The organism is Paraburkholderia fungorum (assembly GCF_046026025.1).
In the GTDB taxonomy this organism is placed as follows: Bacteria; Pseudomonadota; Gammaproteobacteria; order Burkholderiales; family Burkholderiaceae; genus Paraburkholderia; species Paraburkholderia fungorum_E.
On the sequence record NZ_JAQQFL010000002.1, the window covers coordinates 165,087 to 188,024 of the forward strand.

The window sequence follows — 22,938 nt, forward strand, 5'->3', positions numbered from 1 at the left end:
CGCATCGAAGTCGCACGAACCGACGCGGCGGCTTTCACAAGCTGACCGTAATCGGGTTTGATATAACGGTCAGCCAGATGAAAGCAACGATCGTCGTGGGTGATCACCAGCGCCTGAAGAGCGTGCGGCGCGCTGCCTTAGCCCACCTGCGAGACGAGGCTCCGCAGGACGGTTTCCAATTTCACTTCGCCCTTGACGATATTGGCCGGATCGCCTTCGAAGGCGATCCAGTTTTCATTGAACCCGTCGAGCATGCGCATACGCGGCAACGGTTCCTTCATACCCTGCGAGCGGAACAGCGCCTCCCAGGTGTCGCGCGGCACCCCTTCCGCGCGAACCGGGCGACCGAGCACCTGCGCAAACGCCTCTGCCAGATCGTTCGGGCTCGCACGTTGCGGCCCCTCCAACTCGACGACACGCACGCCGCGCCAGGTCTGTTGCAGCAATTGCGCGGCAACTCGACCAACGTCCGCGGTCGCGACCATCGGCACCACCTTGTCGAGCGGCTGCAGAAAGCTGGGGATGATCCCATTGTCGCGGGCCGGCGCGACGTCCCACGCGGCGTTTTCCATGAACCACCCGGGACGCAGAAATGTCACGGGCATCGGTAAATCGCGAAGCGCCTGCTCCATCAGCGTTCGTTGCGTGAGCAGATTGGTCTCGGCGGCCTGCGCACCGATCGTCGACAGGCAGACAAGCTTGCCAGGTGCCGCCGCCTGAAGCGCTGCACGCACAGCGTCGATGACCGTACGTGCCTCGGGAAAGCCCGGCGACGGATCGAACTCGGACGGCGGCAGAATGAAGACGCCTTGCGTGCCGTCGAACGCGGCGGTAAGGGACGCCACGTCGTCCATGCCGGCTGTTACCACTTCACACCCGCGCTCAGCCCACGAACGTGCCCGAGCAGCATCGCGCACAACCGCGCGTACCGGCTGGCCCGCTGCGAGCAACGTGCGCGCCAGCGCGCCGCCGACCTTTCCAGTTATTCCTGTGATTGCATACATTGCAGTTTCTCCTTGCGTAGATAGATGTGTCCCGCTCACTGATCGCCGCCCAGGCATAGCTGGACTGAGGTTGAAACGATCTGTCGGGATGCATTGTGGACAAACGCGATGAGAAACTAAATGACACGAATGGCACTTATTAAATGACTCATAGTTACTAATGAGTCATAGTGCAATTTTTGACACACGGTGCGGCGTCTATGAGATCGTCCAGCGAGAATCTCTCTAGCGGTATCAGCGTATTTGCCGCGGTCGTCGATGCGGGGACGTTCGCAGCCGCCTCCGAATTGATGGGCATGTCGCCACCCGGGGTCAGCCGGGCAATCGCCCGACTCGAAAAGCGGCTGAAAATACGACTCTTCAATCGGACAACCCGAGCCGTTTCCCTGACTGAAGAGGGCCGGCTGTTCTACGAGCAGGTCATGCCGCACTTGAGGGGCATGGAGGAAGCGGCCGCCGCTGCGGCGGGCGGCGCCGTGACAGTGCGCGGGAAGCTGCGCATCAATCTTGACCCGGTTTTCTCGCGAATCATTCTGGGTCCGAAGCTCGACGAATTCATGGACCTGCATCCTGAGCTTGAACTCGAGCTCATTGCGAGAGATCAGCTCGGCGACCTCATCGTGGACGGCTTCGATCTGGCCTTGCGATTCGGCGAACCTCGTTCATCGAGCCTGGTTGCCCGGAAGCTCCTCGACACCGCGGTTGTCACCGTCGCATCGCCCTTATACCTCGCTCGCCGGGGCCGGCCGGCGGAGCCTCAGGAACTGGGGCGCGGCGTGCACAGGTGCCTCGAATTCAGGAATCCTGAAATCGGCAAACCGTATCCGTGGGAGTTTCATCGCAAGCGCAAAAAGCTGGTGGTCGAAACGGCTGGACGGCTTACGGTGAACGATCCGAGCGCACTCCTCAACGCGTGCCTCGCCGGCTCAGGCGTGGCGCAAATGCTTCTGGTCGGCGCCCAGCATCTGATCCGGGAGGGACGGCTCGTCAATCTGTTCCCGGACTGGCCGGACGAGCGCTTCCCGCTTTATGCATACCATCCGTCGCGGCATCACATGCCGGCCAAGGCACGGGTATTTCTTGATTTTGTCGTGGCGTTGACGAGTACGAGTTAGCTACACCCGTCAAGCTTGACTCGCGCTCGACGCTGCACAGATTTATTTGCGCGCGATCGCGAACACCGCGCTGGCGGTGGCGACGACTTCGTCGGCCGCGTCGCGAATTTCCGCTTCGCAGAATGCGAGCGAGCGCCCGCAGCGGCGCACATTCGCATGAGCCGCAATGCGCCCGCGCGCCGGACGCAGATAGTTGACCGTGAGACTCGCGGTGCCGAGATTCTCGACTTCCCCGCTGGCGCGAGTCGCGAGGCCCATCGCGGTATCGAGCAAGGTGGCGCTCAACCCGCCATGCGCGTTGCCGTGGCGGTTCGAATGGCGTTCGAGCACGTTGCAGGCGAGGACCACCCAGTCGTTCCCATGATCGATCAACTCGAACCCCAGATCCCTGCAGAACTGCGATTCGACGCGCAGGCGTTGCAAATCCGGCTCGCTCATACCGGCTCCACGCGTTTGAGCAGCGGACTGAGGCCCGTGCGGGCCACGCGGCTGGCGAGCTGCCTGCCTAGCGCTGCCTCGCATGCCTCGGAGGCAACCATCATCGCGTCGAGATCGATACCGGTCTTCACGCCCATCGTCTCCAGCACGTTGACGAAATCTTCCGTGCATACATTGCCAGTCACCCCGCCGCCGTATTTCACCTTGGCCGGATGGCCGCCGACTCCACCGAATGCGACATCGAAGTGCGTTACGCCGGCTTCGAGCGCCGCGAGGTAATTGACGATGCCAGTGCCGCGCGTGTCGTGGAAATGCGCGATCGCATGAAGATCGGGAAACGATTGCAGCATCGCGCCGAAGTGTGCTTTGGTGGACGCCTGGGTCGCGACGCCGATCGTGTCGCCAAGCGTCACATAGCGCACGCCGAGCGCGGCGAAGCGCTCGACGTCGCTCAGCACGCGCGCCGGGTCGATCGCGCCTTCGAACGGACAGCCGAACGCGACCGAAATCGTCCCCACCAGACGAAAGCGCCCGCGCGCCACCTCGGCCATCGCCTCAATACGCCGCCACTGGTCTGCGCGCGACTGGTTCAGGTTGCGCAGCGAGTGCGTGTCGCTAGCCGACACCAGCAAGCTGATTTCATTGGCGCCGATACCGGCCTCGAGGTCCGCCACCGCCCGCTCGACTGCGCGCGTATTCGCGCAGGTAGCCTTGTAGTAGACGCCGTCCACGCGAGGCAGAGTCTTGAGGAGCTCGCTCGCGTCGGCGAATTGCGGAACCACCGCCGGGTTCGAGTAGGAGGTGGCTTCCACGCGGCGAAAGCCCGCTCGCGCAAAACGATCGATCAGGCCGATCTTTTGCCCGGTAGGGATGAACTCGACTTCATGCTGCAAACCGTCACGCGCAAAGCATTCGCACAGGATCAAATCGGACATGGAGGGCCGGCGCCGATGCGCCGAAGTGCTGTTCTGATTGAACGAATCAGATCATTTATACGATCTACTGTCAAATATTTTTATCCTAACTAACCCGTCGATATCGTCGCATATATGGATATATTCGCCATTTTTCCCGATCAACAGTCTGCCGCATTGAAATTTTTATTTGACTTAATCACGTTATTTACATTAGCCTGAAAGGACGAACTGCAGTTTTGCCCAGGCTCACCACTACTCGACACTCATTCGCCTATGACCGTCTTCACCTCTTTGCTCACCGACGACCACGGCGCCGTTCGCGTGCTGACCCTGAATCGCCCCGACAAGCGCAATGCGCTCAACAACGAACTCACGCACGCGCTGCTCGCCGCACTGAAAGCCGCCGATCGCGATCCCGCCGTCAAGGCCATCGTGCTGGCCGGCGCCGGCCAGAGCTTCTGCGCGGGTGCCGACACCAGGGAATTTGGCGGCTTCGTGAACACGGGCGGCGGCAGTAGCGGCGCACAGGCCGCGCTCGAACGCGCTCACCTCACCACCCACCTGCACCGTGCCTTCGTCGAGATCGGCAAGCCCGTGGTCGGCGCCGCGCAGGGATACGCGATGGGCGGCGGCGCGGGGCTCGCGCTGGCGTGCGACATGCTGGTCGCGGGCGAAAGCCTCAAGCTCGGCTACCCGGAGCTCAAGCACGGTATCGTCGCCGCTATCGTGATGGCGAATCTGGTTCGCCAGACCGGCCGCAAAACGGCCTTCGAACTGGTCTCGCTCGGTGAGACAGTCGACGCGCCGCGCGCACTGGCGTTGGGCATCGCCAACCGCGTCAGTCCCGACCACAGCCTGCTCGAGGACGCCATCGCGCTCGCCCGGCGGCTCGCGGAGCACGATGGCGCCGCCATGACCGCCACCAAGCGGCTGTTCTACCGCGTCGCGGATCTGCCGCTCACCCAGGCCTTCGACGTCTCGCTCGACACCAACGTGATGATGCGCGGCTTCCGTCAGGAGCGTGCATGAACGGTCTCGTCAAACCGCTGACGGGCGTGACCATCGTCGAACTGGCAAGGGTGCTCGCCTGCCCGTTCGCTGACATGATCCTTGCCGAACTCGGTGCGAGCGTCATCAAGATCGAACAACCCGGCGCCGGCGACGAAACGCGTTCGTTCGAACCGATGGTCGGCGAACAATCGGCGTATTACTTCGCGTGCAATCGCAGCAAGCAATCGGTCACCGCGAACCTCAAAACGGAGGCTGGCCGGCAAGTGGTGCGAGAACTGGCCGCGCGCGCGGACGTCGTGCTGGAAAATTTTCCAGTCGGCACGCTTGCGCGTTACGGCCTCGACTACGCGGCGTTGCGCGAAGCAAACCCGCGCCTCGTCTACGTCTCCTGCACGGGTTTCGGACAGACCGGCCCATATGCGAAGCGCAAAGGCTACGACACAGTCTTCCAGGCCATGGGCGGACTCATGAGTCTGACCGGCGAGCGCGGCGGCGGTCCGGTGAAACCCGGCCTGCCGATCGCGGATCTGTCTTCGGGACTCTGGATCGCGATTGCGATTCTCTCCGCGCTTCATGGCCGCACGGCGAGCGGCGCCGGTTGCCACGTGGATTTTTCGATGCTCGACGGCCAGGTCAGTCTGCTGACGCTCGCGGCGGGGCGCTTCTTTGCACTCGGCGAGGTGCCGCCGCGCCTCGGCACCGAACATCCGGGACGGGTGCCGTCGGCCACCTTCGTCTGCGAGGACGGCGCGTTCGTGCACATCACCTGCAGCGACCAGCATTGGCAACCGCTTTGCACCTTGCTGAAACTGGATGCGCTCGGCGCCGATCCACAACTCACCAGCAACGCCGGCCGCGTCGAGCACCGCGAACGCGTCATGAGCGCGCTGAGCGGCGCCATCGCCCGCTGGCCGCGCCGCGCGCTATGCGACGCATGCGATGCGGCGGGCGTGCCGGCTGGCCCGATCAACCATGTCGACGAAGTGCTGCGCGATCCCCATGTGCTGGCACGTGGCATGGTCGGCGAATTCGAACACCCCACGGTGGGTACTTTCGGCGCGCTGCCTCTGCCGTTCAAGTTCGACGGCTTCGCCGATCCGCAACTCGGCCGGCCGCCGCTGCTCGGCGAACATACCGATCAGGTGCTGCGCGAACGCCTCGGCTATGACGACGCGCGGATCGATCGATTGCGGCGCGACGGCGCAATCTGAATGCGCTGGCGAGCCCGCGTGCCGACCCGGGCGACAAACAACGAACAGGCAACGTACAAGCAACGAACGGGCAAAGGAAGACGAGACGCATGACACCCTACGAAACATTGATCGTCGAGCGCCATGAAGCGGTCGCCGAGATCGTGCTGAACCGGCCGCAACAGCGCAACGCGCTCAACGCCGCGATGTGCAACGAACTGCGCGCAATCGCGGATGCGTTGCGCGACGACGCCGCCGTGCGCTGCGTGATCGTGCGGGCCAACGGGCCGGTGTTCTGCGCGGGCGCCGATCTGAAAGAGCGCAAGGGCATGGACATCGACGGCGTGCGCGCGCGACGCATCAAGGCCTTCGCCGCATATGACGCGCTCGAGCAGATCGGCAAGCCGTGCATCGCGCTCGTCGAAGGTCCGGCGGTGGGCTCCGGCGGCGAAATCGCGCTGGCCTGCGATTTCATCGTGGCCACCGAAGCCGCCAGTTTCCGCACGCCCGAGGCGCTGTGGGGCACGGTCGGCGCTACCCAACGGCTGCCGCGCGCGGTCGGCAAGCGGCTCGCGAAAGACATGGCGTTCACGGGCCGCACCCTGTCGGCCCAGGAAGCGCTCGAGGCCGGACTCGTCACGCGCGTCGTACCCGCCGCGCAGGCAGGCGATCTGGTGCGGCAACTGGCGCACCAGATCGCGGCTGCGCCGCCGCTGGCAATGCAACTGACCCGGCGCTGCATCGACCGCGGCATGGAGACGGACCAGGCGGGCGCGCTCGCCGTCGAACTACTGGCAATCGATACGCTGCTGCAAAGCGCCGATTGGGATCGCACCATCGCAACCTTCGGCAACGCCGCCGACGACGACGCGGCGCCAGGAGGCCGTCATGCATGAGGAATTGGCCACGCGTTTCGGCCTCGTCAACCCGGTCACCCTGCCCGCGGTTCTCGCCTCGCGCAGAGCCGCAACGCCGGACGCCCCGGCGCTCGTGATCGAAGACGAACGGATCGACTACCGCACCCTCGCGGCGCGAGTCGAGAGCGCTGCGGCGCGCATGATTGCTGCGGGCGTGCAGCACGGTGAACACGTTGGCATCCTGATGGGCAACTCCGTCGACTGGGTGGTGCTGTTCTACGCCGCCGCCTCGATCGGCGCGGTAACCGTGCCGGTCAATACCCGCTTCAAGTCCGACGAGCTGAACTATTGCCTGAAGCAGGGCGACGTGCGCGTGCTGTTCTTCGTCGACACGTTTCTCGGCATCGACTATTCGCAACTGCTGCGCGATGTCGAACCCGCGTTCAACAACCAGTTGCCTGGCGCGGTCCTGCCGCTCCTGCGGCGCGCGGTGCTGGTCGGCGGCACAGGGAATGCACAGCGTGAGGCGCCGGCGGGCGTCGTCCGTTTCGACGCGCTGCCCGACACCGCCGAACTGCGCACCGAAGCCGCACGCCGCGCAGAAAGCGTAACGCCCGAAGACATCCTGCTGATCCAGTACACGTCCGGCACGACATCGTTTCCCAAGGGCGTCCTGCTGCGCCATCGCAACATGCTGTTGAATGCCGCGGCGTCGGCGCAGCGCATCGGCGTACGGCCGGACGACCGTTACTTCAGCGTGCGGCCGTTCTTTCATGTCGCGGGCACGACCATGTCCCTGCTCGTCTCGCTCGTAACCGGCGCGTGCCTGCTGTCGATTCCTGCGTTCGACGTGGCGAAAGTCCTGACGATTCTCGACGAGGAGCGCTGCACCCTCACCTCCGGCAACGACACGATCTTTCTGATGCTGATGTCGCATCCCGAGTTTCGGCGCGAACGCATTCATCTGCGCGGCGGCTGGGCCGCGGCCGGTCCCGAGATCATGCAGAAAATTCACGATCAGATGGGCGTGCCGCAGATGGTCGGCGCCTACGGCCAATCCGAAGCCTCGCCGAATGTCGTGTTGCACGACTGGCGCGATCCGCTCGAACTGCGCGTGGCCGGCTGGGCGCTTCCGCATCACGGCGTGGAGATACGCACGGTGTCGCCCGACACCGGCGCCGTGCAGCCGCCCGATCGGCCCGGTGAAATCCAGGTACGCGGGTGGAGCGTGATGCAGGGCTACTACAACAAACCGAAGGAGACCGCCCAGGCATTCAGCGAAGACGGCTGGCTGCGGACCGGCGACCTCGGCGTGATCGACGGCGACGGCAGGATGCGCATGCTCGGCCGGCTCAAGGACGTGTTCCGGGTGGGCGGTGAAAACGTCGCGCCCGCCGAGGTCGAGGAAACACTTCTCGGCCATCCGGCCGTGCAACTGGTGCAGGTAGTCGGCGTGCCGGACGCGCGGCTCGGCGAAGTGCCGGCCGCCTTCGTGGTGTTGCGTCACGGGACGAGCGCGAGCAGCGAGGAGCTGATCGCATGGTGCAAAGCGCGCGCCGCCAATTTCAAGGTGCCGCGCTATCTCCGGCTCGTCGATTCGTTCGACGACATTGGCATGACCGGCAGCTCGAAGGTGCAGAAAAACAAACTACGCGAGTATGCGATCCGCGAATTTGGCCTATAGCGGGCCGCGCCAGTAAAAAATATCATGGAGGAGACATGACACCCCACGCGAGCACCGCGTCGAGCGCGATCGAGCCGCCGGTTCAGGCGGTCAGCGAAGCGACCTATCGCACGATCAGCCGGCGCATTTTGCCCTTGCTGTTCGTGTGCTACATCATCAACTACATCGACCGCGTGAACATCGGCATCGCGCAGATCCAGTTCAAGGCGGATCTGCACTTTAGCGATCTGGTGTACGGCATTGGCGCCGGCCTGTTTTTCGTCGGCTTCCTGCTTTTCGAGGTGCCGAGCAATCTGATGCTGGCCCGCATGGGCGCGCGCAAGACCCTGTTGCGCATCATGACGCTCTGGGGCGCGGTGTCGTGCGCGACGATGTTCGTGCGCACGCCGGCGGAATTCTATCTGGCCCGCATCCTGCTCGGCGTCGCCGAGGCGGGCTTCTTTCCCGGCATCATTCTTTACCTGAGCTACTGGTTTCCCGCCGAGCGACGCGCCCGCGTGACCGCGCTTTCGTTTGTCGCGATTCCAATTGCGACCATGATCGGCGCACCCACGTCGGGCTGGATCATGCGGCACTTTCACAATCTGCACGGACTCGCGGGCTGGCAGTGGATGTTCCTGCTCGAAGGCTTGCCCGCTATCGTGCTGGGCGTGATCGTGTTCCTGCGCCTGGAAGATCGTCCGGAAAGCGCGACATGGCTCGATGCCGACGAAAAAACCACGCTCGTCGGCGTGCTGGCGGAAGAACGGCGCCAGCGCAGCAAGCAGAATCACCACGAAGGCATGTTGACGGCGCTGCGCGACTGGCGCGTCTACATAGCCGGCCTCGTCTCGTTCTGCGCGTACGTACTCGCCAGCACGATCGCCTTCTTCGCGCCCATGGTCATCCAGGCGACCGGGGTCAAGGACGCGTTCCACGTCGGCCTGCTCGCGGCGCTGCCCCCCATCGCCGGCATCGTTACGATGATCGCGGTGAGCCGGCATTCGGACCGGCAACGCGAACGACGCTGGCATGCGGCGCTGCCGCTGATGTGCGCGGCGGCAAGCCTGATGGCGCTGCCGTTCGCCGCCGCGAATCTGCCGCTCGCCGTTTTGCTGCTCGCGGTCGCGACGGCCGGGCATCTGTCCAGCCTGTCTGTGTTCTGGACGATTCCGTCGACCTATCTCGCCTCGACCAGCGCGGCCGCCGGCATCGCGATTGTGAGCAGTATCGGATCGCTCGGCGGACTGGTCGGCCCGAGCATCATCGGCTACGTCAAATCGGTCACGGGCAGCCTGAGCGAGGGACTCGTGGTGGCGGGCTGCATCGTGCTCGCGGGCAGCATCATTCTGCTGGTGGGCATTCCGGCACGGCTGTTGCCGAAGGGCGTGCCGGCCCGATGAACGCCGGGCGACGTGTCAGCCGCGCCGTTTGACCGTTGATAGTCAAGCCGCTAGCATGGCGCAACTCCATTTCGCCCTCTGACTTACCATGCCCAAGCTCCCTCACCCGCGTGCACGGGCCGAAACGGGCACGCAGCCGTCCGATCTGCGGCAGCTCACGTCGTTTCAGTTGCGCCAACTGACGAACATCTACACCAAAGGTTCGTCGAGCGTGTATGAGCGCAGCTTCGGTCTGACGCTCAACGAATGGCGCTGCATTGCCTTGCTGCAAGGTAGCGCCGGTATGTCGCTGAACCGGCTTGCCGAACAGGCGCAATTCGATCGCGGGCTGACCAGCCGCACCGTCACCGCACTCGAAGCGCGCGGCTTTTTGCAGCGCGGCACGGACAGCAAGGACGCGCGCGGCGTGGTCATCGCCCTGACGCCCGCGGGCCGCGATCTCGTCTTGCAGGTCTTTCCCGTCGCCGAGGAACTGAACGAGCGGCTCCTGTCCGCGTTGACGCGCGCCGAACGCGAAGCGCTCCCAAAAATTCTTGACAAACTCACTTATCAAGCCAGAATCATGCTTGATCAGGAACGGGAAATATCGGGAAATTCCGATTAAATCGGCTACATGAGCATCAATATTATTTGACAATGAATCATATATTCCTTAAATTGACGCCTATCTGAAACGCGTCGAGGCGCACCTGTGCGCGAGGAAAATCATCATGATTCAAACCCGCCTGACCCGGCTGTTGAAGATCAGATATCCGATCATCCAGGCGGGTATGAGCTGGGCGTCGTCGAATGCAGCGCTGCCTGCCGCCGTGTCCAATGCCGGCGGTCTCGGCGTCATCGCCGCAGGTCCGATGTACCTCGACGCGTTCCGCGCCACGGTTCGCGAAGTCAAAGCCGCCACGCAAGGCATATTCGCCGTCAACCTGCCCCTCTACCGTCCTCAGGCTGAACGCTTCCTCGATGTGATCGAGGAAGAGCGCGTGCCGGTGGTGATCGCGTCACAGGGTGGGCCGAAAGCGCACCTCGCCCGTTTTCACGAACTCGGCATCCACTGGCTCCATGTCGTCTCCACACTTGAGCATGCGAAGAAAGCAGCGGACGCCGGCGTGGATGCGCTGGTCGTGGTCGGCACGGAAGCAGGCGGACATCCGCCGGTGAACGGCGTGAGCACGCTCGTCGCCGTACGGCGTGCGGTCCAGCAGTTCACGATTCCGATTGTTGCGGGCGGCGGCGTGGCAGACGGTTACGGTATCGCCGCCCTCCTTGCGCTCGGCGCGGATGCCGTTCAGCTCGGCACCCGTTTCCTCGCGACACGCGAAGCCGGGGTCCACGAGAACTACAAGCGCGCGGTACTCGAGACCGGAATCGACGGCACCGCGCTGGTCGGCGTGCGGGGGTTGCCCGTGCGCATGACACGCAACAGTTTCGCCGCGAGGGTGCTGCTCGCGGACGCGAACGAACCCGACGCGGCCGCCTACGACACGCTGTTCAAAAGCAGTTCCCTCAAGCAGGCGGCGCTCGATGGCGACATCGAGTGGGGCAAGGTCGAACTCGGTCAGTCAGCCGGACTGATTGACGATATTCCGCCTGCCGCGGAGGTGGTTGCGCGCCTCGTGGCGGAGTATGAGACTGCGCTCGCGCGGTTTTCTGGCTGAGCGCCTGCCCATACGCCGATACGCCGATACGGCGCCGCGTGGCCAGGCGCGCAATCGCGTCACGTCCCGGCCCCGCCCTGATAACCCGGTCAGAAGCGATGCACGAGGCCGACCTGGACGCCACGCGCCTCTGCGCCGGGATACGCCAATGCGAGCCCCGCATTCGCGGCGCCAGCGAGCGTATAGCTGGCCTGCCCGCGATTTTGCAGAAACGACGCGGCGGCGTAGAAACTGGTGCGCTTCGAGACATCATGGTTGTACATCACACTGAACTGGCGCGCGCCGTTGCCCGCGGATGTCCGGTCCGTCAACTGCGCCCACCCGAGCGCAAGATAGTTGAACGGATTGATCGTGTACCCGACCGAGACGCCGTAGGTGTTCGCATCCAGCGCCAATTCGTCCCACTTCGCCCATGTGTAGGCGCCGTAGATCGTGAACTTGCCGATCACGTACGAAATGCCCGAGAGAATCGTGCGATCGGTCGGCGCGCCGTCCGTGTTGCGCAGTGCCTGCCCCGCCACGAATGCGGAAAACGGTCCTTGATCGTAGGTGACGTCGAACTGATAGCTCGCGCCCGTGCCGCGCAAACCGCCCGCATTGCCGAGACCGACATAGACGCCTCCCTTCAAGCCATGAAACGAAGGCGTGAGATACGAAATCGTGTTACTCGTGCGAATACCGTAGGTCGTGATGTTGTCGAGCCCCGAGGCCTGCGTGACCGCCCCGAATGCATCCATGCGGCCTTCGTCGATGAAGAGTGGCGAATTCTGCCGCCCTGCGCGCACCTGCCCCCAATCGCTGGACAAACCGATCCACGCCTGGCGATTGAACAGGCTGCCCGCAGTCGCAAATGCGCCAGTGGTTGGCAGGAAACCATTTTCGAGCACGAAGTTGACTGCATAGCCGTCGCCCAGATCCTCCTTGCCGCGCAGGCCGAAGCGGCGCGCCCATTGGCCGCTCGATCCCATCGCCGCCGTGTAGCCGTTGCCGGTGTCGACGTATTGCACAAACTCGTCGACAATTCCGTAAAGCGTGAGACTCGATTGCGCATGGGCGATGCTCGCGAAGCTGGTCGTCATTAAAAATATCGTATTCCTAAGTTTCATGATGAGAATAGTAGTAGGCGAGTGGTTGTAATACGGGTGAATAATGAATGGCCGACTGCTTCTCGCGGCCGGCCGGGGATCTCAGGCGTTAACTTTTTTCCTCGACAACCACTGCGCGCCGACGAGCGCAGCCGTCGAAATCAGAATGAGCAGCGTTGAGATCGCAGCGATTGTCGGGTCCTGCTGATCGCGGATATTCTCGAACATCAGACGCGTCAACGTCGACGTGTCGCCACCCGAGACGAACAGCACAATCACCGTTTCGTCGAAGGACGTCATGAACGAGAACAACAGCGACGAATAGATCGCCGGTGCGATTTGCGGCAGCGTGATCTCGAAGAACGCGCGCATGCGCCCCGCCCCCAGGCTGCGCGCCACCATCTCGTGCGTGAGATCGCAGGTTTCGAGCCCGGCGCCCACCGTGATCACCACATACGGCAACGCGAGCAGCGTGTGCGCGAGCACGAGCCCCGTCAGCGAGTTGTTCAAACCGAGCCGCGCATAGACGAAAAACACGCCAACGGCGATCAGGATGACGGGTGCGATCATCGGCAGCATGAAGACGGCGCGCACGGCACCGCCGAACCTGCCACCCAGATGACGTATCGCATACGCACCGGCGGTGCCGAGCGCCGTAGCGAACACAACGGTGGCGAGCGCCACTTCCAGCGAGACTCGTGCACCGCGCAGCCAGTCGTCCGAGGTCAGAAAGCTGCGATACCAGCGCAGGCTCAGCCGATGCGGCGGAAAATTCAGGAAGCTGTCTGCCGAGAACGACATCGGAATGACGAGCAGGCATGGCACGACCAGAAACGCCAGCACCATGGCACACAGGACATAGAGCCATGCACGCTGCGCGTGCGTAATCTGCGTATCAGTAGCGATCATTTGCATCTCAGCAACCCTCCCGCGGCGCAACCGCGCGGCAGATGCGCTGCACCAGCCACGACGCAAACAGCGCGATCAACACGAGCACGACGCCGAGCGCGCTCACGAGCCCCCAGTCACCCTCGGTGGCGAGCGTGGTCTGGATCTGCATCGCCATCACGTTGACGTTGCCACCGCCAAGCAAGGCCGGCGTCACGTAATAACCGAGCGAAATCACGAACACCATGACGATGCCCGCCGCGAGCCCCGTCAGCGTCTGCGGAAAGAACACCTGCCAGAACGCGATGCGAGGCGATGCGCCGCAGTTCGCGGCCGCTTTCACGAGGCTCGGGTCGATCGCGCGCATGACGCTGTAGAGCGGCATGATCAGCACAGGCGTCATGACATGGACCATGCCGATCACGACGCCCGTAAAGTTGTTCACCAGATGCAGGGGCGATGCGATCAGGCCGTTGCCAACCAGCAGGTCGTTCACCACACCGTTGCGCTGCAGGAGCACGAGCCACGAGTAAGTGCGCACGAGCGTCGAGGTCCAGTACGGCAGCACCACCGCCACGAGCAGCACGCCCGCGATGCGGCGCGGCAACTGCGAAATCAGATACGCAACCGGATAGCCGATCAGCGTCGCCCCGAGCGTGACCGCGAGCGAGACTTCGAGCGTCGTCACGATCGAGTGCAGATACACCGGGTCGAGGAGAACCGCATAATTGGCCAGTGACCATTGTCCCGCGCCGTTCTGCAGCGACTTTTCGACCAGCCACGCGAAAGGAATCACCAACAGCACGCCGACGACAGCGAGCCCCGGCATGCCCAACAGGACCATGCGCAAACGCCCGGCGATTTCGAGGCGCCGTAACGCGACTTCGTTCTCGAGCGGCTGCGGGCCAACGAGAGCGGTTTCGTTCGAGGTGAGATTCATGCATCCTCCCCGACCAGCACGAGTGCCTCGCGCGGCAGTCCGACCTTGACGCGATCGCCCGGTGCGAGCCGCCGTCGCTCCGCAAGCGAAGCGCCTGGCGGCATCAGGACTTTCACTTCGTGGCCTTCGGCGAGGTCCGCATAGACAATCTGCGCGTCGCCGCGGTAGACCTGGTCCTTCACCACAGCGTCGAAGCACAGGCTGTCGGCGTCCGCCGTCTCGACGATACGCAGCGATTCCGGGCGCAGCGCCATCCACAGACCAGCCGCCTCGCTCGTCCGAGTGGGCGCCGCCGCGACGCGCGTGTCGCCGAACCAGGCCGCGTTCGCGTCGCGGCGCAGCGGCACCATGCAGGTCTCGCCCATAAACTGCGCGACGAAGCGATTGCGCGGCTGCCGGTAGATCTCCTCAGGCGAGCCGACCTGCACGAGCGCGCCGCCGTTGACGATGGCGATGCGATCGGACATCGTCAGCGCTTCCTGCTGATCGTGCGTGACATTGATCGTCGTGGTGCCGAAGCGCTCGTGCAGCCGCCGGATCTCGATCTGCATGCGGTCGCGCAACTGCTTGTCGAGCGCCGAGAGCGGCTCGTCGAGCAGCAGAATGCGCGGCTCGAAAATGAGCGCGCGCGCAAGTGCAATGCGCTGCCGCTGACCGCCGGAAAGCGCGCCGATGCCGCGTTCGCCAAATCCCGCGAGCTGCATCACGTCGAGCATTGCCTCGACGCGCCGCCGCCGCGTCGCCCCATCGACACCACGCAGCCTTAGCGGATAGCCGATGTTCTCGGCCACGTTCATATGGGGAAAGAGCGCGTAGTTCTGAAACACCATGCCGATGTCGCGCCGGTGCGGCGGCATCGTCAGTAATTCGGTGCCGGCCACCTTGATCGAGCCCGAGCTCGCTCGCGTGAATCCGGCCAGCACCATCAGCAAGGTCGTCTTGCCACTGCCGGACGGACCGAGCAGCGTGAGGAATTCGCCCGCGCCGATGTCGAGCGAAACGTTGTCCAGCACCGTTGTCGCTCCATACGATTTGCTGACGTTCCTGATCGAAACTGTCGCCTTCATTGTCTGCCCCTGTGTGGTCGCTTCAACGGGAAATCGCGGCCTTGTAGCGCGCCGTCGCTGTTTTCTGGTTGTCGCCGGCGCCCCACCAAGGGCCGTCGATCTTCACAGCGTTCTTGAGGTTTTGCGGACTGGAGTTGAGTTCGGCGAGCTCCTGCGGCGAAAACTGCTTCACGTCGAACGCACGCGCGTTGGTCGGACCGTAGCCTTCGAGCGCGTGGGGGATGTTTGCCTGAAACTCGGGAGACGTCATCAGCGCAATCATCTTTTGCGCGGCAGCCGCGTGCGGCGCACCCTTCGGAATCGCGAGACAGCCCATGCCGAGGATCGTCTCAGCGTTCGAATACGCGACTGGCGCCTTGTCGTGCAATACGGGCGTAAGACGGCTGCCCCAGATCATCTCCATGTCGACTTCGCCGCTCTCGATCAGTTGAGCCGATTGCGCGCCGCTCGACCACCAGACGCTCACGGCAGGCTTGAGTTTCTGAATCGACCGGACGGCGCGGTCCACGTCGAGCGGATAGAGCTTGTCAGGTTGCACCCCGTCGGCGAGCAGCGCGATTTCGAGCGACTCGATCGGCGCGTCGGACATCGCACGGCGGCCTGGAAACTTGCTGACGTTCCAGAAGTCTTGCCACGTGCGCGGCGGATTGTTCGGAAACTTGTCTTTGCGATACGCGAGCACGACACTGTAATAGTTGCTTGCGATCCAGTCCTTCGACCGCGCGTTCTGCGCGATGCCGTCGATCTTGATCTGCCGGTAATCGAGTGGTTCAAAGAGATTTTGCGTACTACCTGCCGCGCATTCGTCTGAGCCGAGATTGACGATGTCCCATGCGGGACTGCCGGACTGCACCTGCACGCGCACCGCCGTGAGTCCCGGCGTGGTGTTTTGCACAAGCGACAAACCGAGCCGAGCCGCTGCGGGCTGCGCAAGCGCTTCGACGATCCCCTTCTGATACGCGCCGCCGTACCCCGCGAACGTCACCGTCTCGCCCGCCAGCGCCGGGGTGATCGTGACGGCCGCAGCGGCCAGCGTCAACGCGGATGCCGCCACGGCGGCCGACCACTTCATTTTCTTCTGCATCTGCGACTCCTTACGTTCAATTTATTTTGGATTACATAATAATCAGATAAATCCACCGAACGGTTCAGCACGCGCGGCGCGTTGCACCGCGAGCTCGTGCCGGATCGTGAGGCTAGAACCAGGCGCGAAGAAAACCGCGCAGGTTCTCGCCCAGGTCGGGCGCGAGGTAGCCGCCCTCCTGCACGAGCACCGTCGGCAGATGCAGACTCGCGAGTCGCGCGCCGATGTGGGCAAAACCGCTTTCGGTGATCTGGAAGTACGCAAACGGATCATGCTTCGACGCGTCGAGGCCAAGCGCCACGACGAGCGCGTCGGGCGCGAAACCGGCGATTTCCGCGCAGGCTGCGTGGAGCGCCGCGAGGTAGAGGTCGTCGCTCGTGCCTTTCGGCATCGGGTAATTGCGGCTGCATCCGAGCGCCGCCCCGGTGCCGCGCTCGGACTCGCCGCCGCTGAAAAACGGATACGCCACGGCAGGATCGACGTGCAGCGAGACCGTCAGCACATCGGGGTCGGCGTAATAGATGCTCTGCTGACCGTTGCCGTGATGCACGTCGATATCCACGACCGCGATGCGCCGAAAGCGCGTGCGCAACTGCTCGACGGTCACCGCCACGTTGTTCACGTAGCAGAATCCACCGGCACGTTCGCGCTCCGCGTGATGACCGGGTGGCCGGCACAGCGCGTAGGCCACGGCATCACCGTCGCGCACCGCGAGCGCCGCGTGATGTGCCGCGTGCGCGCTGCGCAGGATTGCGCGCCAACTGCCGTCCGAGATGGGCGACGTGGTGTCCGCGACATGAAACCCGCAACGCCCGACGATCGAATCGGGATACACCTTCGCCTCGCCGAACGGATGGAAGCTCGGCACCATCGGCCCCGTCGCACCGGTGGCACGCCGCCACGCATCGAGTCCGTTGCGTAGGAAGTCGAGATAGCGCGGCGAGTGCACGGGTTCAACCGAACTCAACCCGAAATCGCCGGGAACATGAGCCACGCCGCCAGCGCCGAGCGCGGCCGCGAGCAGCACGTCGGCACGCGCGGGTTGCTCGGTATAGACCGTCGCACGGCCATGCACGACGAACGTTCCAGGATCGTGTTCACGCTGGCTTTCGCAATAGAAGACCTTCATCGTCTGTTCATCCTTACGCGATGTTGCGACCGGATGCGGCATCCATGTCCTGCAATGCGGCATGCGCATCTCGCGACGCGTCGCTCATCCTGAACCGGCTCGACGGGATCAGCAGCAGCGCCGCGATGCCGAGAACCTGCACGGCGCACAGTACGTAGAAGCCCGGTGCGAAACCACCCGCGAGTGTGCGCGTATAGCCAATCATGTAGGGAATCGCATAGCCGCCCAGGTTGCCGCCAATTGTCACCATCGCAAGCGCGGTGCCGGCCGCGGAACCCGAGAACAGCGTCGCGGGCACCGACCACAGCACGCCTGACGAGGCCTGCGCACCCACCACCGCGAGGATCAGACCGGCCAGCCCCCAGGCCAGGTGACCGGAAGTCGCCCCCGCCAGCCAGAAGCCGGCGACCGACAGCAGCATAGGCAGGATCGAATGCCAACGGCGCTCCTGCGAACGATCCGAATGACGTGCCACGAGCACCATGCAAACACCCGAGAACACGTACGGCAGAGCGGATAGCAAGCCGACCTGCAGCAGATTCGCGACTCCCGCGCTGCGGATAATCTGCGGCAACCAGAAACTCACGCCGTACGCCCCGCCGAGCAGCGCGAAATTCGCCGCCGCCATCAGCCAGACTGTTGGACTGCACAGCGCATCCCTAACGCCGCGCGGTCGCGCTCCAGCTGCCTGCACACCGTCGCCACCGCGTGCTGACGTATGCACGTAACGCCGCTCGCCGGCGGTGAGCCACTTCGCATCGAGCGGGTCGTCAGGCAGCCACGCAAACGTGAAGAGCGCGAGTGCGATGGCGGGCAACGCCTCCATGATGAAGAGCCACTGCCAGCCGCGCAGGCCGCCCCATTGCGGTACCGTTTGCAGAATCCAGCCGGAGAGCGGACCACCCAACATGCCGCCGAAGGTCAACCCGAGGAAGAAGATGGCGCACACCTGCGAGCGCAAGCGCGCGGGGAACCAGTACGTCATATAAAGCATGACGCCGGGATAGCAGCCCGCTTCGGCGACGCCGAGCAGCACGCGCATCGCATAGAACTGGTGTGAGTTGGCGACGAACGCCATGCCTGCCGAGATTACGCCCCAAACGAGCATGATTGTGCCAAGCCACAATCGCGCGCCCACACGCTGAAGAATGAGGTTCGCGGGAATCTCGAAGGCACAGTAGCCGAGGAAGAACAGACCCGCGCCCGTGCCATAAGCGAGGTCACTCAGACCGATGTCGCCCGCCATCTCCAGCTTGGCGAAGCCGACGTTGACCCGGTCGACGAACGACACGACGAGGAGCAGAACGAGGTACGGAAGCAGCTTCGACGCAATCCGGTTGTACAGCGCATCGTCCCGGTCGCGTCCGGCACCAGCGCGGCTCAAAAGTTTCATGCGACTACCCTTGATGGTGGGGGCGCTCACGCGCGAACTGGTATGGGCGCGCGGCGCCGGAGGCATCGCTTCAACCGCCCAATCTTTGTTTCTCTATACGGAACGATGTTTCTTTATGCGATCCATCGTCCGATGACAAAAAACCCGTGTCAATGGGGTCTTGCCGCAGGGATCAATCGCCGCGCCCGGGCGTCGCTTCGTCGAGACATTCCCGCAATGCCACCAGCAGCGCTTCGATCTGTGCCTCGGTGCTGATCAGCGGCGGCGCGAACAGCACCGAGGCGCCGAGTGCGCGCAGCAGGAAACCGCGCCGTTGCAACGCGTCGGTTACGCGCTTGGGCACCTGCAATTGCGGCTCGAATGGCGCGCGCGTACCCTTATCGGCAACGAGTTCGAGCGCGCCCATGAGGCCGATGCCGCGCGCCTCGCCCACCAGAGGATGTTCAGCCAGTCGACGCAGACCGGCTTGCAGCAACGCCCCCGTGGTCGCCACACGCTCCAGAATCCGATATTCGTCATACAGATCGAGCGTTTCGAGCGCGACCGCGGCCGCCACCGGATGACCGCCATAGGTGAAGCCGTGGCCAAAGCCACCGAGCGCGTTCGTCTGGCTCGCGATCGCCTGATAGAGCGTGTCGTTAAGCATCAGCGCCGAAATCGGCTGATACGCCGACGAAAGCCCCTTCGCGCACGCCAGCATGTCGGGCACGATGCCGAACGCCTGCGATCCCCAATAGTGACCGGTGCGCCCGAAGCCGCAAATCACCTCGTCGACGACAAATAGAATGTCGTGCTTGCGCAGCACCGCCTGGACCGCCTCGAAGTAGCCCTGCGGCGGCACGACCACGCCGCCCGTGCCCATCACCGGTTCGGCAAAGAACGCGCCGATGTTCTGCGCGCCTTCCGCGAGGATCAGTTGTTCGAGTTCGGCAACGAGTCGCGCGCTGAACGCCTGCTCCGTTTCACCTTCGCGGCCTTCGCGATAGAAATGCGGGCAGGTCACGTGCAACATTTCCGGCAGAGGCAGGCCCCACCCCGTCTGCATGTTCGGTAGGCCCGTGAGGCTTGCCGCGGCAATCGTCGTGCCGTGATAGCCACGCCGCCGCCCGATGATCTTGCGCTTGCCGGGCCGTCCCGCCGCGGCGTGGTAATACCAGACGAGCTTGATGGCCGTGTCGATAGCTTCGGAGCCCGAACTCTGGAACATCACCTTCGACATGGGCACGGGCGCGCGTTCGAGCAGGCGCGCGGCGAGTTCGATGACGGGCCGGCTGCTGCGGTGCGCAAAGGTCTGCTGATACGGCAGCTTCAGCATCTGGCGGTGCGCCGCGTCGGCCAGACGCTTTTCGCTGAAACCGAGTGAAGCGCACCAGAGCCCCGACATCCCTTCGAAATAGCGGTTGCCCTCAGTATCGACGACATAGGGGCCATCACCCGATTCAATGATCAGGGGTCCTATTTCTTCATGCTGACGCAAGTTGGTCTGCGGATGCAGGTGATGGTCGATATCAAGCTGGTTCAGTGTATTCATCGAAGTCTCCGTGCAAGAAAATAAGCGATTGGTTTGATCACCTATCGTTTCGTTGTACGTTACCATGTTTCTAATAGCGGTACAAAAATGTTTCTGCTTATGGACCGGCGTCACGCAGCATGAACACCTTTGGGATGTCGGCCGCTCTGCTCGCCGGTGGGGCCGATGTGATATATGTGCATTGCAAAATGGTGGCCGCTCAACGCTGAGCGGCAGCCTTCACGAAACAGGCATTGGCGCGCACGCAGCGGCGCCGCGCGAGGGGATGATCGGAAGATGGACGAGGAAAAAACGAAGAGCGGCGTCAAGTCGGTGCAAATGACGTTCGACATTCTGGAAGGCGTCGTCGGCGCCCCCGACGAGATCGGGGTGAGCGAGCTGGCGGTGCAGCTAAAAACGACCAAGGCCACGGTCTTTCGTCATCTGCAGACGCTGCTGGAGCTGGGCTATCTGGCACAGAATCCGGTGACGTCGCGCTATCGCCCGGGCGTGAAGGCGTATCTGCTGAGCCGTTCGGCGGCGTCGCGCATCGATCTGCTGGGCGCGTCGGAAGCCTCCATGCGCGATCTGCGCGAAGAGCTGGGGATGTCGGTCGTGCTGTCCGGGCTGAGCGCGCGCGAGCTGACCGTACTCGCCACCGTGGTCGGCAAGGCGGCGCTCGAGATCGGCGTGCGGCCCGGCACGAGCCTCGCGCTGCACGCCAACGCGCAGGGCTATGTCGCGCTCGCGTTCGGTCATGCGGAGTTGCGCGCGCAATTGAAGAAGCAGGAGTTGAAGGCGTTCACACCGCACACCGTCACGGCGCAGACCGAGCTCGACGCCATTGTGCGCAAGACACGCGAGCGGGGCTACGCGGTCGCATTCGAAGTGGAAACGCTCGGCATCAGCGCGGTCGCGGCGCCGATCCTCGACAGCACGGCGTGCGCGGTCGGCACGCTGGCCCTCGTGGGCAGCATCCAGTACATCCCGAAAGCGCCGTCGGCCGCCATCGTCGATCCGCTGGTGCGCACGGCGCTGCGCATTTCGTGGAACCTCGGTTACAAGGGCAGCGATCTGCAACAGTCCCAAGGCGGCCGGCCCGCCAAAGCCTGAATGCGTTACGGGCGCCTCTGCGCCCGTAACGTGTCCAGTACCGCGCGCGGCGTCAACTCAAACCGGCGTATCGCCGAGCCTCGTGTTCCCCGGCGCGCGCCGCCGTTGCCGCAATTGCGGCACGCATGCCATCGTGATCGCGCCGACGAGCGTCGCCACCGCCAACGCATAGAGTCCGCTTTCGAGGTGCCCGGTGCGGTCGCGCAACCAGCCGATCAGAAACGGGCTCGCATAGCCACCCAGATTGCCGATCATCGCCATCAGGGCGATCCCCGCCGCGACAGCCTGGCCGGTCAGCAGAATCCCGGGTAGTGCCCACAGCACGCAGAACGCCGAGAGCCCGCCTGCCATCGCCACACTCAGGCCGATCAACGAAAGCCAGGGCTGTGAGTGAAAAAAGGCGCTGAACGCGAGACCGGCCGCCGACAGCAACGTGGCGATCGTACCGTGCCAGCGGCGTTCCTTCGTGCGGTCCGAGTGTTTGCTCACGATGATCATCACGACAGCGGCCACGGCGAACGGCACGGCGGCCAGAAAACCTGTTGTGATGAGGCTGCGGATACCGAGGTTCTTCACGATCTGCGGCATCCAGAACGACACGCCGTACGTGCCGCACAGCAGCGTGAAATTCGTGACGATCAGACACCAGATGCCGACGTTCGAGAATGCCGCGCGAAAATCGTGGCGCGCGCCGTCGCGTTCGGCTGAAGCGCGCTCGGCCATCAGTTGCGCGCTCACGCGTGCATTGTCCTCGGCGCTGAGCCAGTGAACCTTGCCGGGACCGTTGTCGAGATAGAAGTAGGTGACGATGCCGAACAGAATCGCAGGCGAGCCTTCGAGCAGGAACAGCCACTGCCAGCCCGCGAGTCCCCACACGCCCGCGAAGGTCTGCATGATCCAGCCCGACAGCGGACTACCGAGCACGCCGGCGAGTGCGATGCCCAGATTGAAATACGCCATCGCCTGCGAGCGCGCGTAAGCCGGAAACCAGTACGTGAGATACAGCACGATGCCTGGATAGAACCCCGCTTCGGTGATGCCGAGCAGGAAGCGCAGCACGTAGAACGAATTCGGTGAATGCACGAATAGCATGCATGACGAAACGATTCCCCATAGAACCATGATGCGCGCGATCCAGAATTTCGCCCCCAGTCGTTGCAGCATCAGGTTGCTTGGAATCTCGCACAGACAGTAGCCGATGAAGAACACCCCCGCGCCGAAACCGAAGGCGGTGTCGCTCAAACCAATGTCCGCGGCCATCTGCAGCTTGGCGAAACCGACGTTGACGCGATCGAGAAACGAAATGATGTACAGGACAAACAGGAACGGCAGGATGCGGCGGGCGATCCGGTTATAGAGCGCCCAATCGCGCGTGGACTCGAACGTCGAGCGGGAAAGCAGATTCATGGTGTCTCCTGGACTGCGTAGTGTGTCTGTTGTATTGCGCAGTGAATGGTGCTCATTGTCGCGGACAGC

The 22,938-nt window shown here is 63.7% G+C and carries 21 protein-coding genes; 9 read left to right on the forward strand and 12 right to left on the reverse strand.

The annotated features are described in order from the left end of the window. Positions 1 to 137: 137 nt before the first annotated feature. Positions 138 to 1,004 (reverse strand): NmrA family NAD(P)-binding protein, encoded by an 867-nt coding sequence (locus tag PQR67_RS02880; protein ID WP_408454184.1) that lies wholly within the window; start codon positions 1,002 to 1,004, stop codon positions 138 to 140. Between the two features lie 200 nt (positions 1,005 to 1,204). Here PQR67_RS02880 and PQR67_RS02885 point away from each other — a divergent pair, with 200 nt between their 5' ends. Continuing rightward, positions 1,205 to 2,119, forward strand: a complete 915-nt coding sequence (locus PQR67_RS02885; protein WP_408454186.1) for a LysR family transcriptional regulator — start codon at positions 1,205 to 1,207, stop codon at positions 2,117 to 2,119. A gap of 42 nt (positions 2,120 to 2,161) precedes the next feature. On the opposite strand, the gene PQR67_RS02890 is transcribed toward PQR67_RS02885, so the two are convergent. Together PQR67_RS02890 and PQR67_RS02895 are read right to left on the reverse strand one after the other, a co-directional pair. Then, positions 2,162 to 2,557 (reverse strand): PaaI family thioesterase, encoded by a 396-nt coding sequence (locus PQR67_RS02890; protein ID WP_408454188.1) that lies wholly within the window; start codon positions 2,555 to 2,557, stop codon positions 2,162 to 2,164. Further along, a complete protein-coding gene (locus PQR67_RS02895) occupies positions 2,554 to 3,492 on the reverse strand; it encodes a hydroxymethylglutaryl-CoA lyase (protein WP_408454190.1) in 939 nt (312 codons plus the stop codon). The genes PQR67_RS02890 and PQR67_RS02895 overlap by 4 nt, the downstream gene beginning before the upstream one ends. 255 nt (positions 3,493 to 3,747) lie before the next feature. Here PQR67_RS02895 and PQR67_RS02900 point away from each other — a divergent pair, with 255 nt between their 5' ends. The 7 genes from PQR67_RS02900 (at position 3,748) to PQR67_RS02930 (ending at position 11,253) form a co-directional block, all read left to right on the forward strand. After that, positions 3,748 to 4,503: an enoyl-CoA hydratase/isomerase family protein gene (locus PQR67_RS02900; protein ID WP_408454192.1), complete on the forward strand. Its 756-nt coding sequence runs from the start codon at positions 3,748 to 3,750 to the stop codon at positions 4,501 to 4,503. After that, entirely contained in the window at positions 4,500 to 5,696 is a 1,197-nt protein-coding gene (locus tag PQR67_RS02905) for a CaiB/BaiF CoA transferase family protein (protein WP_408454195.1), read from the forward strand. Before PQR67_RS02900 ends, PQR67_RS02905 begins: the two co-directional genes overlap by 4 nt. Before the next feature lie 89 nt (positions 5,697 to 5,785). Continuing rightward, positions 5,786 to 6,571, forward strand: coding sequence for an enoyl-CoA hydratase/isomerase family protein (locus tag PQR67_RS02910; protein ID WP_408454197.1), 786 nt, complete (start codon positions 5,786 to 5,788; stop codon positions 6,569 to 6,571). Next, the gene (locus PQR67_RS02915) at positions 6,564 to 8,216 is read left to right on the forward strand and encodes an AMP-binding protein (protein WP_408454199.1); all 1,653 of its coding nucleotides are present in this window, start codon (positions 6,564 to 6,566) and stop codon (positions 8,214 to 8,216) included. Before PQR67_RS02910 ends, PQR67_RS02915 begins: the two co-directional genes overlap by 8 nt. A gap of 35 nt (positions 8,217 to 8,251) precedes the next feature. Beyond that, entirely contained in the window at positions 8,252 to 9,598 is a 1,347-nt protein-coding gene (locus PQR67_RS02920; RefSeq protein ID WP_408454201.1) for an MFS transporter, read from the forward strand. An 88-nt stretch (positions 9,599 to 9,686) separates the two neighbouring features. Then, the gene (locus PQR67_RS02925; protein ID WP_408454204.1) at positions 9,687 to 10,202 is read left to right on the forward strand and encodes a MarR family winged helix-turn-helix transcriptional regulator; all 516 of its coding nucleotides are present in this window, start codon (positions 9,687 to 9,689) and stop codon (positions 10,200 to 10,202) included. 106 nt (positions 10,203 to 10,308) lie between these two features. Continuing rightward, positions 10,309 to 11,253 (forward strand): NAD(P)H-dependent flavin oxidoreductase, encoded by a 945-nt coding sequence (locus PQR67_RS02930; RefSeq protein WP_408454207.1) that lies wholly within the window; start codon positions 10,309 to 10,311, stop codon positions 11,251 to 11,253. Between the two features lie 89 nt (positions 11,254 to 11,342). Here PQR67_RS02930 and PQR67_RS02935 read toward each other — a convergent pair whose 3' ends face one another. The 8 genes from PQR67_RS02935 to PQR67_RS02970 all read right to left on the reverse strand — a co-directional run bounded on the left by PQR67_RS02935 (position 11,343) and on the right by PQR67_RS02970 (position 20,370). Continuing rightward, on the reverse strand, positions 11,343 to 12,332 hold the full coding sequence (locus PQR67_RS02935; RefSeq protein WP_408454210.1) for a porin: 990 nt from the start codon (positions 12,330 to 12,332) through the stop codon (positions 11,343 to 11,345). Between the two features lie 108 nt (positions 12,333 to 12,440). Further along, entirely contained in the window at positions 12,441 to 13,247 is an 807-nt protein-coding gene (locus PQR67_RS02940) for an ABC transporter permease (protein WP_408454213.1), read from the reverse strand. 7 nt (positions 13,248 to 13,254) lie between these two features. After that, positions 13,255 to 14,166: an ABC transporter permease gene (locus PQR67_RS02945; RefSeq protein WP_408454216.1), complete on the reverse strand. Its 912-nt coding sequence runs from the start codon at positions 14,164 to 14,166 to the stop codon at positions 13,255 to 13,257. Beyond that, entirely contained in the window at positions 14,163 to 15,233 is a 1,071-nt protein-coding gene (locus PQR67_RS02950; RefSeq protein ID WP_408454219.1) for an ABC transporter ATP-binding protein, read from the reverse strand. Before PQR67_RS02950 ends, PQR67_RS02945 begins: the two co-directional genes overlap by 4 nt. A gap of 22 nt (positions 15,234 to 15,255) precedes the next feature. Beyond that, positions 15,256 to 16,317 (reverse strand): ABC transporter substrate-binding protein, encoded by a 1,062-nt coding sequence (locus PQR67_RS02955; RefSeq protein WP_408454222.1) that lies wholly within the window; start codon positions 16,315 to 16,317, stop codon positions 15,256 to 15,258. Positions 16,318 to 16,429: 112 nt separating this feature from the next. After that, positions 16,430 to 17,446, reverse strand: coding sequence for a histone deacetylase family protein (locus tag PQR67_RS02960; RefSeq protein ID WP_408454225.1), 1,017 nt, complete (start codon positions 17,444 to 17,446; stop codon positions 16,430 to 16,432). 13 nt (positions 17,447 to 17,459) lie between these two features. Then, positions 17,460 to 18,839: an MFS transporter gene (locus PQR67_RS02965; protein ID WP_408454228.1), complete on the reverse strand. Its 1,380-nt coding sequence runs from the start codon at positions 18,837 to 18,839 to the stop codon at positions 17,460 to 17,462. A gap of 172 nt (positions 18,840 to 19,011) precedes the next feature. Beyond that, a complete protein-coding gene (locus tag PQR67_RS02970; RefSeq protein ID WP_408454231.1) occupies positions 19,012 to 20,370 on the reverse strand; it encodes an aminotransferase in 1,359 nt (452 codons plus the stop codon). 276 nt (positions 20,371 to 20,646) lie between these two features. Here PQR67_RS02970 and PQR67_RS02975 point away from each other — a divergent pair, with 276 nt between their 5' ends. Further along, positions 20,647 to 21,462: an IclR family transcriptional regulator gene (locus PQR67_RS02975; RefSeq protein WP_408454234.1), complete on the forward strand. Its 816-nt coding sequence runs from the start codon at positions 20,647 to 20,649 to the stop codon at positions 21,460 to 21,462. Between the two features lie 57 nt (positions 21,463 to 21,519). Here the strand turns inward: PQR67_RS02975 and PQR67_RS02980 are convergent, their stop codons facing one another. Beyond that, positions 21,520 to 22,869 (reverse strand): MFS transporter, encoded by a 1,350-nt coding sequence (locus tag PQR67_RS02980; RefSeq protein ID WP_408454237.1) that lies wholly within the window; start codon positions 22,867 to 22,869, stop codon positions 21,520 to 21,522. Between the last annotated feature and the right edge of the window lie 69 nt (positions 22,870 to 22,938).

What these genes read in the sequence shown, in the direction of transcription:
- PQR67_RS02880 (WP_408454184.1), bottom strand. Translation starts at nt 1,004, where the DNA reads ATGTATGCAATCACAGGAATAACTGGAAAGGTCGGCGGCGCGCTGGCG.
- PQR67_RS02885 (WP_408454186.1), top strand. Translation starts at nt 1,205, where the DNA reads ATGAGATCGTCCAGCGAGAATCTCTCTAGCGGTATCAGCGTATTTGCC.
- PQR67_RS02890 (WP_408454188.1), bottom strand. Translation starts at nt 2,557, where the DNA reads ATGAGCGAGCCGGATTTGCAACGCCTGCGCGTCGAATCGCAGTTCTGC.
- PQR67_RS02895 (WP_408454190.1), bottom strand. Translation starts at nt 3,492, where the DNA reads ATGTCCGATTTGATCCTGTGCGAATGCTTTGCGCGTGACGGTTTGCAG.
- PQR67_RS02900 (WP_408454192.1), top strand. Translation starts at nt 3,748, where the DNA reads ATGACCGTCTTCACCTCTTTGCTCACCGACGACCACGGCGCCGTTCGC.
- PQR67_RS02905 (WP_408454195.1), top strand. Translation starts at nt 4,500, where the DNA reads ATGAACGGTCTCGTCAAACCGCTGACGGGCGTGACCATCGTCGAACTG.
- PQR67_RS02910 (WP_408454197.1), top strand. Translation starts at nt 5,786, where the DNA reads ATGACACCCTACGAAACATTGATCGTCGAGCGCCATGAAGCGGTCGCC.
- PQR67_RS02915 (WP_408454199.1), top strand. Translation starts at nt 6,564, where the DNA reads ATGCATGAGGAATTGGCCACGCGTTTCGGCCTCGTCAACCCGGTCACC.
- PQR67_RS02920 (WP_408454201.1), top strand. Translation starts at nt 8,252, where the DNA reads ATGACACCCCACGCGAGCACCGCGTCGAGCGCGATCGAGCCGCCGGTT.
- PQR67_RS02925 (WP_408454204.1), top strand. Translation starts at nt 9,687, where the DNA reads ATGCCCAAGCTCCCTCACCCGCGTGCACGGGCCGAAACGGGCACGCAG.
- PQR67_RS02930 (WP_408454207.1), top strand. Translation starts at nt 10,309, where the DNA reads ATGATTCAAACCCGCCTGACCCGGCTGTTGAAGATCAGATATCCGATC.
- PQR67_RS02935 (WP_408454210.1), bottom strand. Translation starts at nt 12,332, where the DNA reads ATGACGACCAGCTTCGCGAGCATCGCCCATGCGCAATCGAGTCTCACG.
- PQR67_RS02940 (WP_408454213.1), bottom strand. Translation starts at nt 13,247, where the DNA reads ATGATCGCTACTGATACGCAGATTACGCACGCGCAGCGTGCATGGCTC.
- PQR67_RS02945 (WP_408454216.1), bottom strand. Translation starts at nt 14,166, where the DNA reads ATGAATCTCACCTCGAACGAAACCGCTCTCGTTGGCCCGCAGCCGCTC.
- PQR67_RS02950 (WP_408454219.1), bottom strand. Translation starts at nt 15,233, where the DNA reads ATGAAGGCGACAGTTTCGATCAGGAACGTCAGCAAATCGTATGGAGCG.
- PQR67_RS02955 (WP_408454222.1), bottom strand. Translation starts at nt 16,317, where the DNA reads ATGCAGAAGAAAATGAAGTGGTCGGCCGCCGTGGCGGCATCCGCGTTG.
- PQR67_RS02960 (WP_408454225.1), bottom strand. Translation starts at nt 17,446, where the DNA reads ATGAAGGTCTTCTATTGCGAAAGCCAGCGTGAACACGATCCTGGAACG.
- PQR67_RS02965 (WP_408454228.1), bottom strand. Translation starts at nt 18,839, where the DNA reads ATGAAACTTTTGAGCCGCGCTGGTGCCGGACGCGACCGGGACGATGCG.
- PQR67_RS02970 (WP_408454231.1), bottom strand. Translation starts at nt 20,370, where the DNA reads ATGAATACACTGAACCAGCTTGATATCGACCATCACCTGCATCCGCAG.
- PQR67_RS02975 (WP_408454234.1), top strand. Translation starts at nt 20,647, where the DNA reads ATGGACGAGGAAAAAACGAAGAGCGGCGTCAAGTCGGTGCAAATGACG.
- PQR67_RS02980 (WP_408454237.1), bottom strand. Translation starts at nt 22,869, where the DNA reads ATGAATCTGCTTTCCCGCTCGACGTTCGAGTCCACGCGCGATTGGGCG.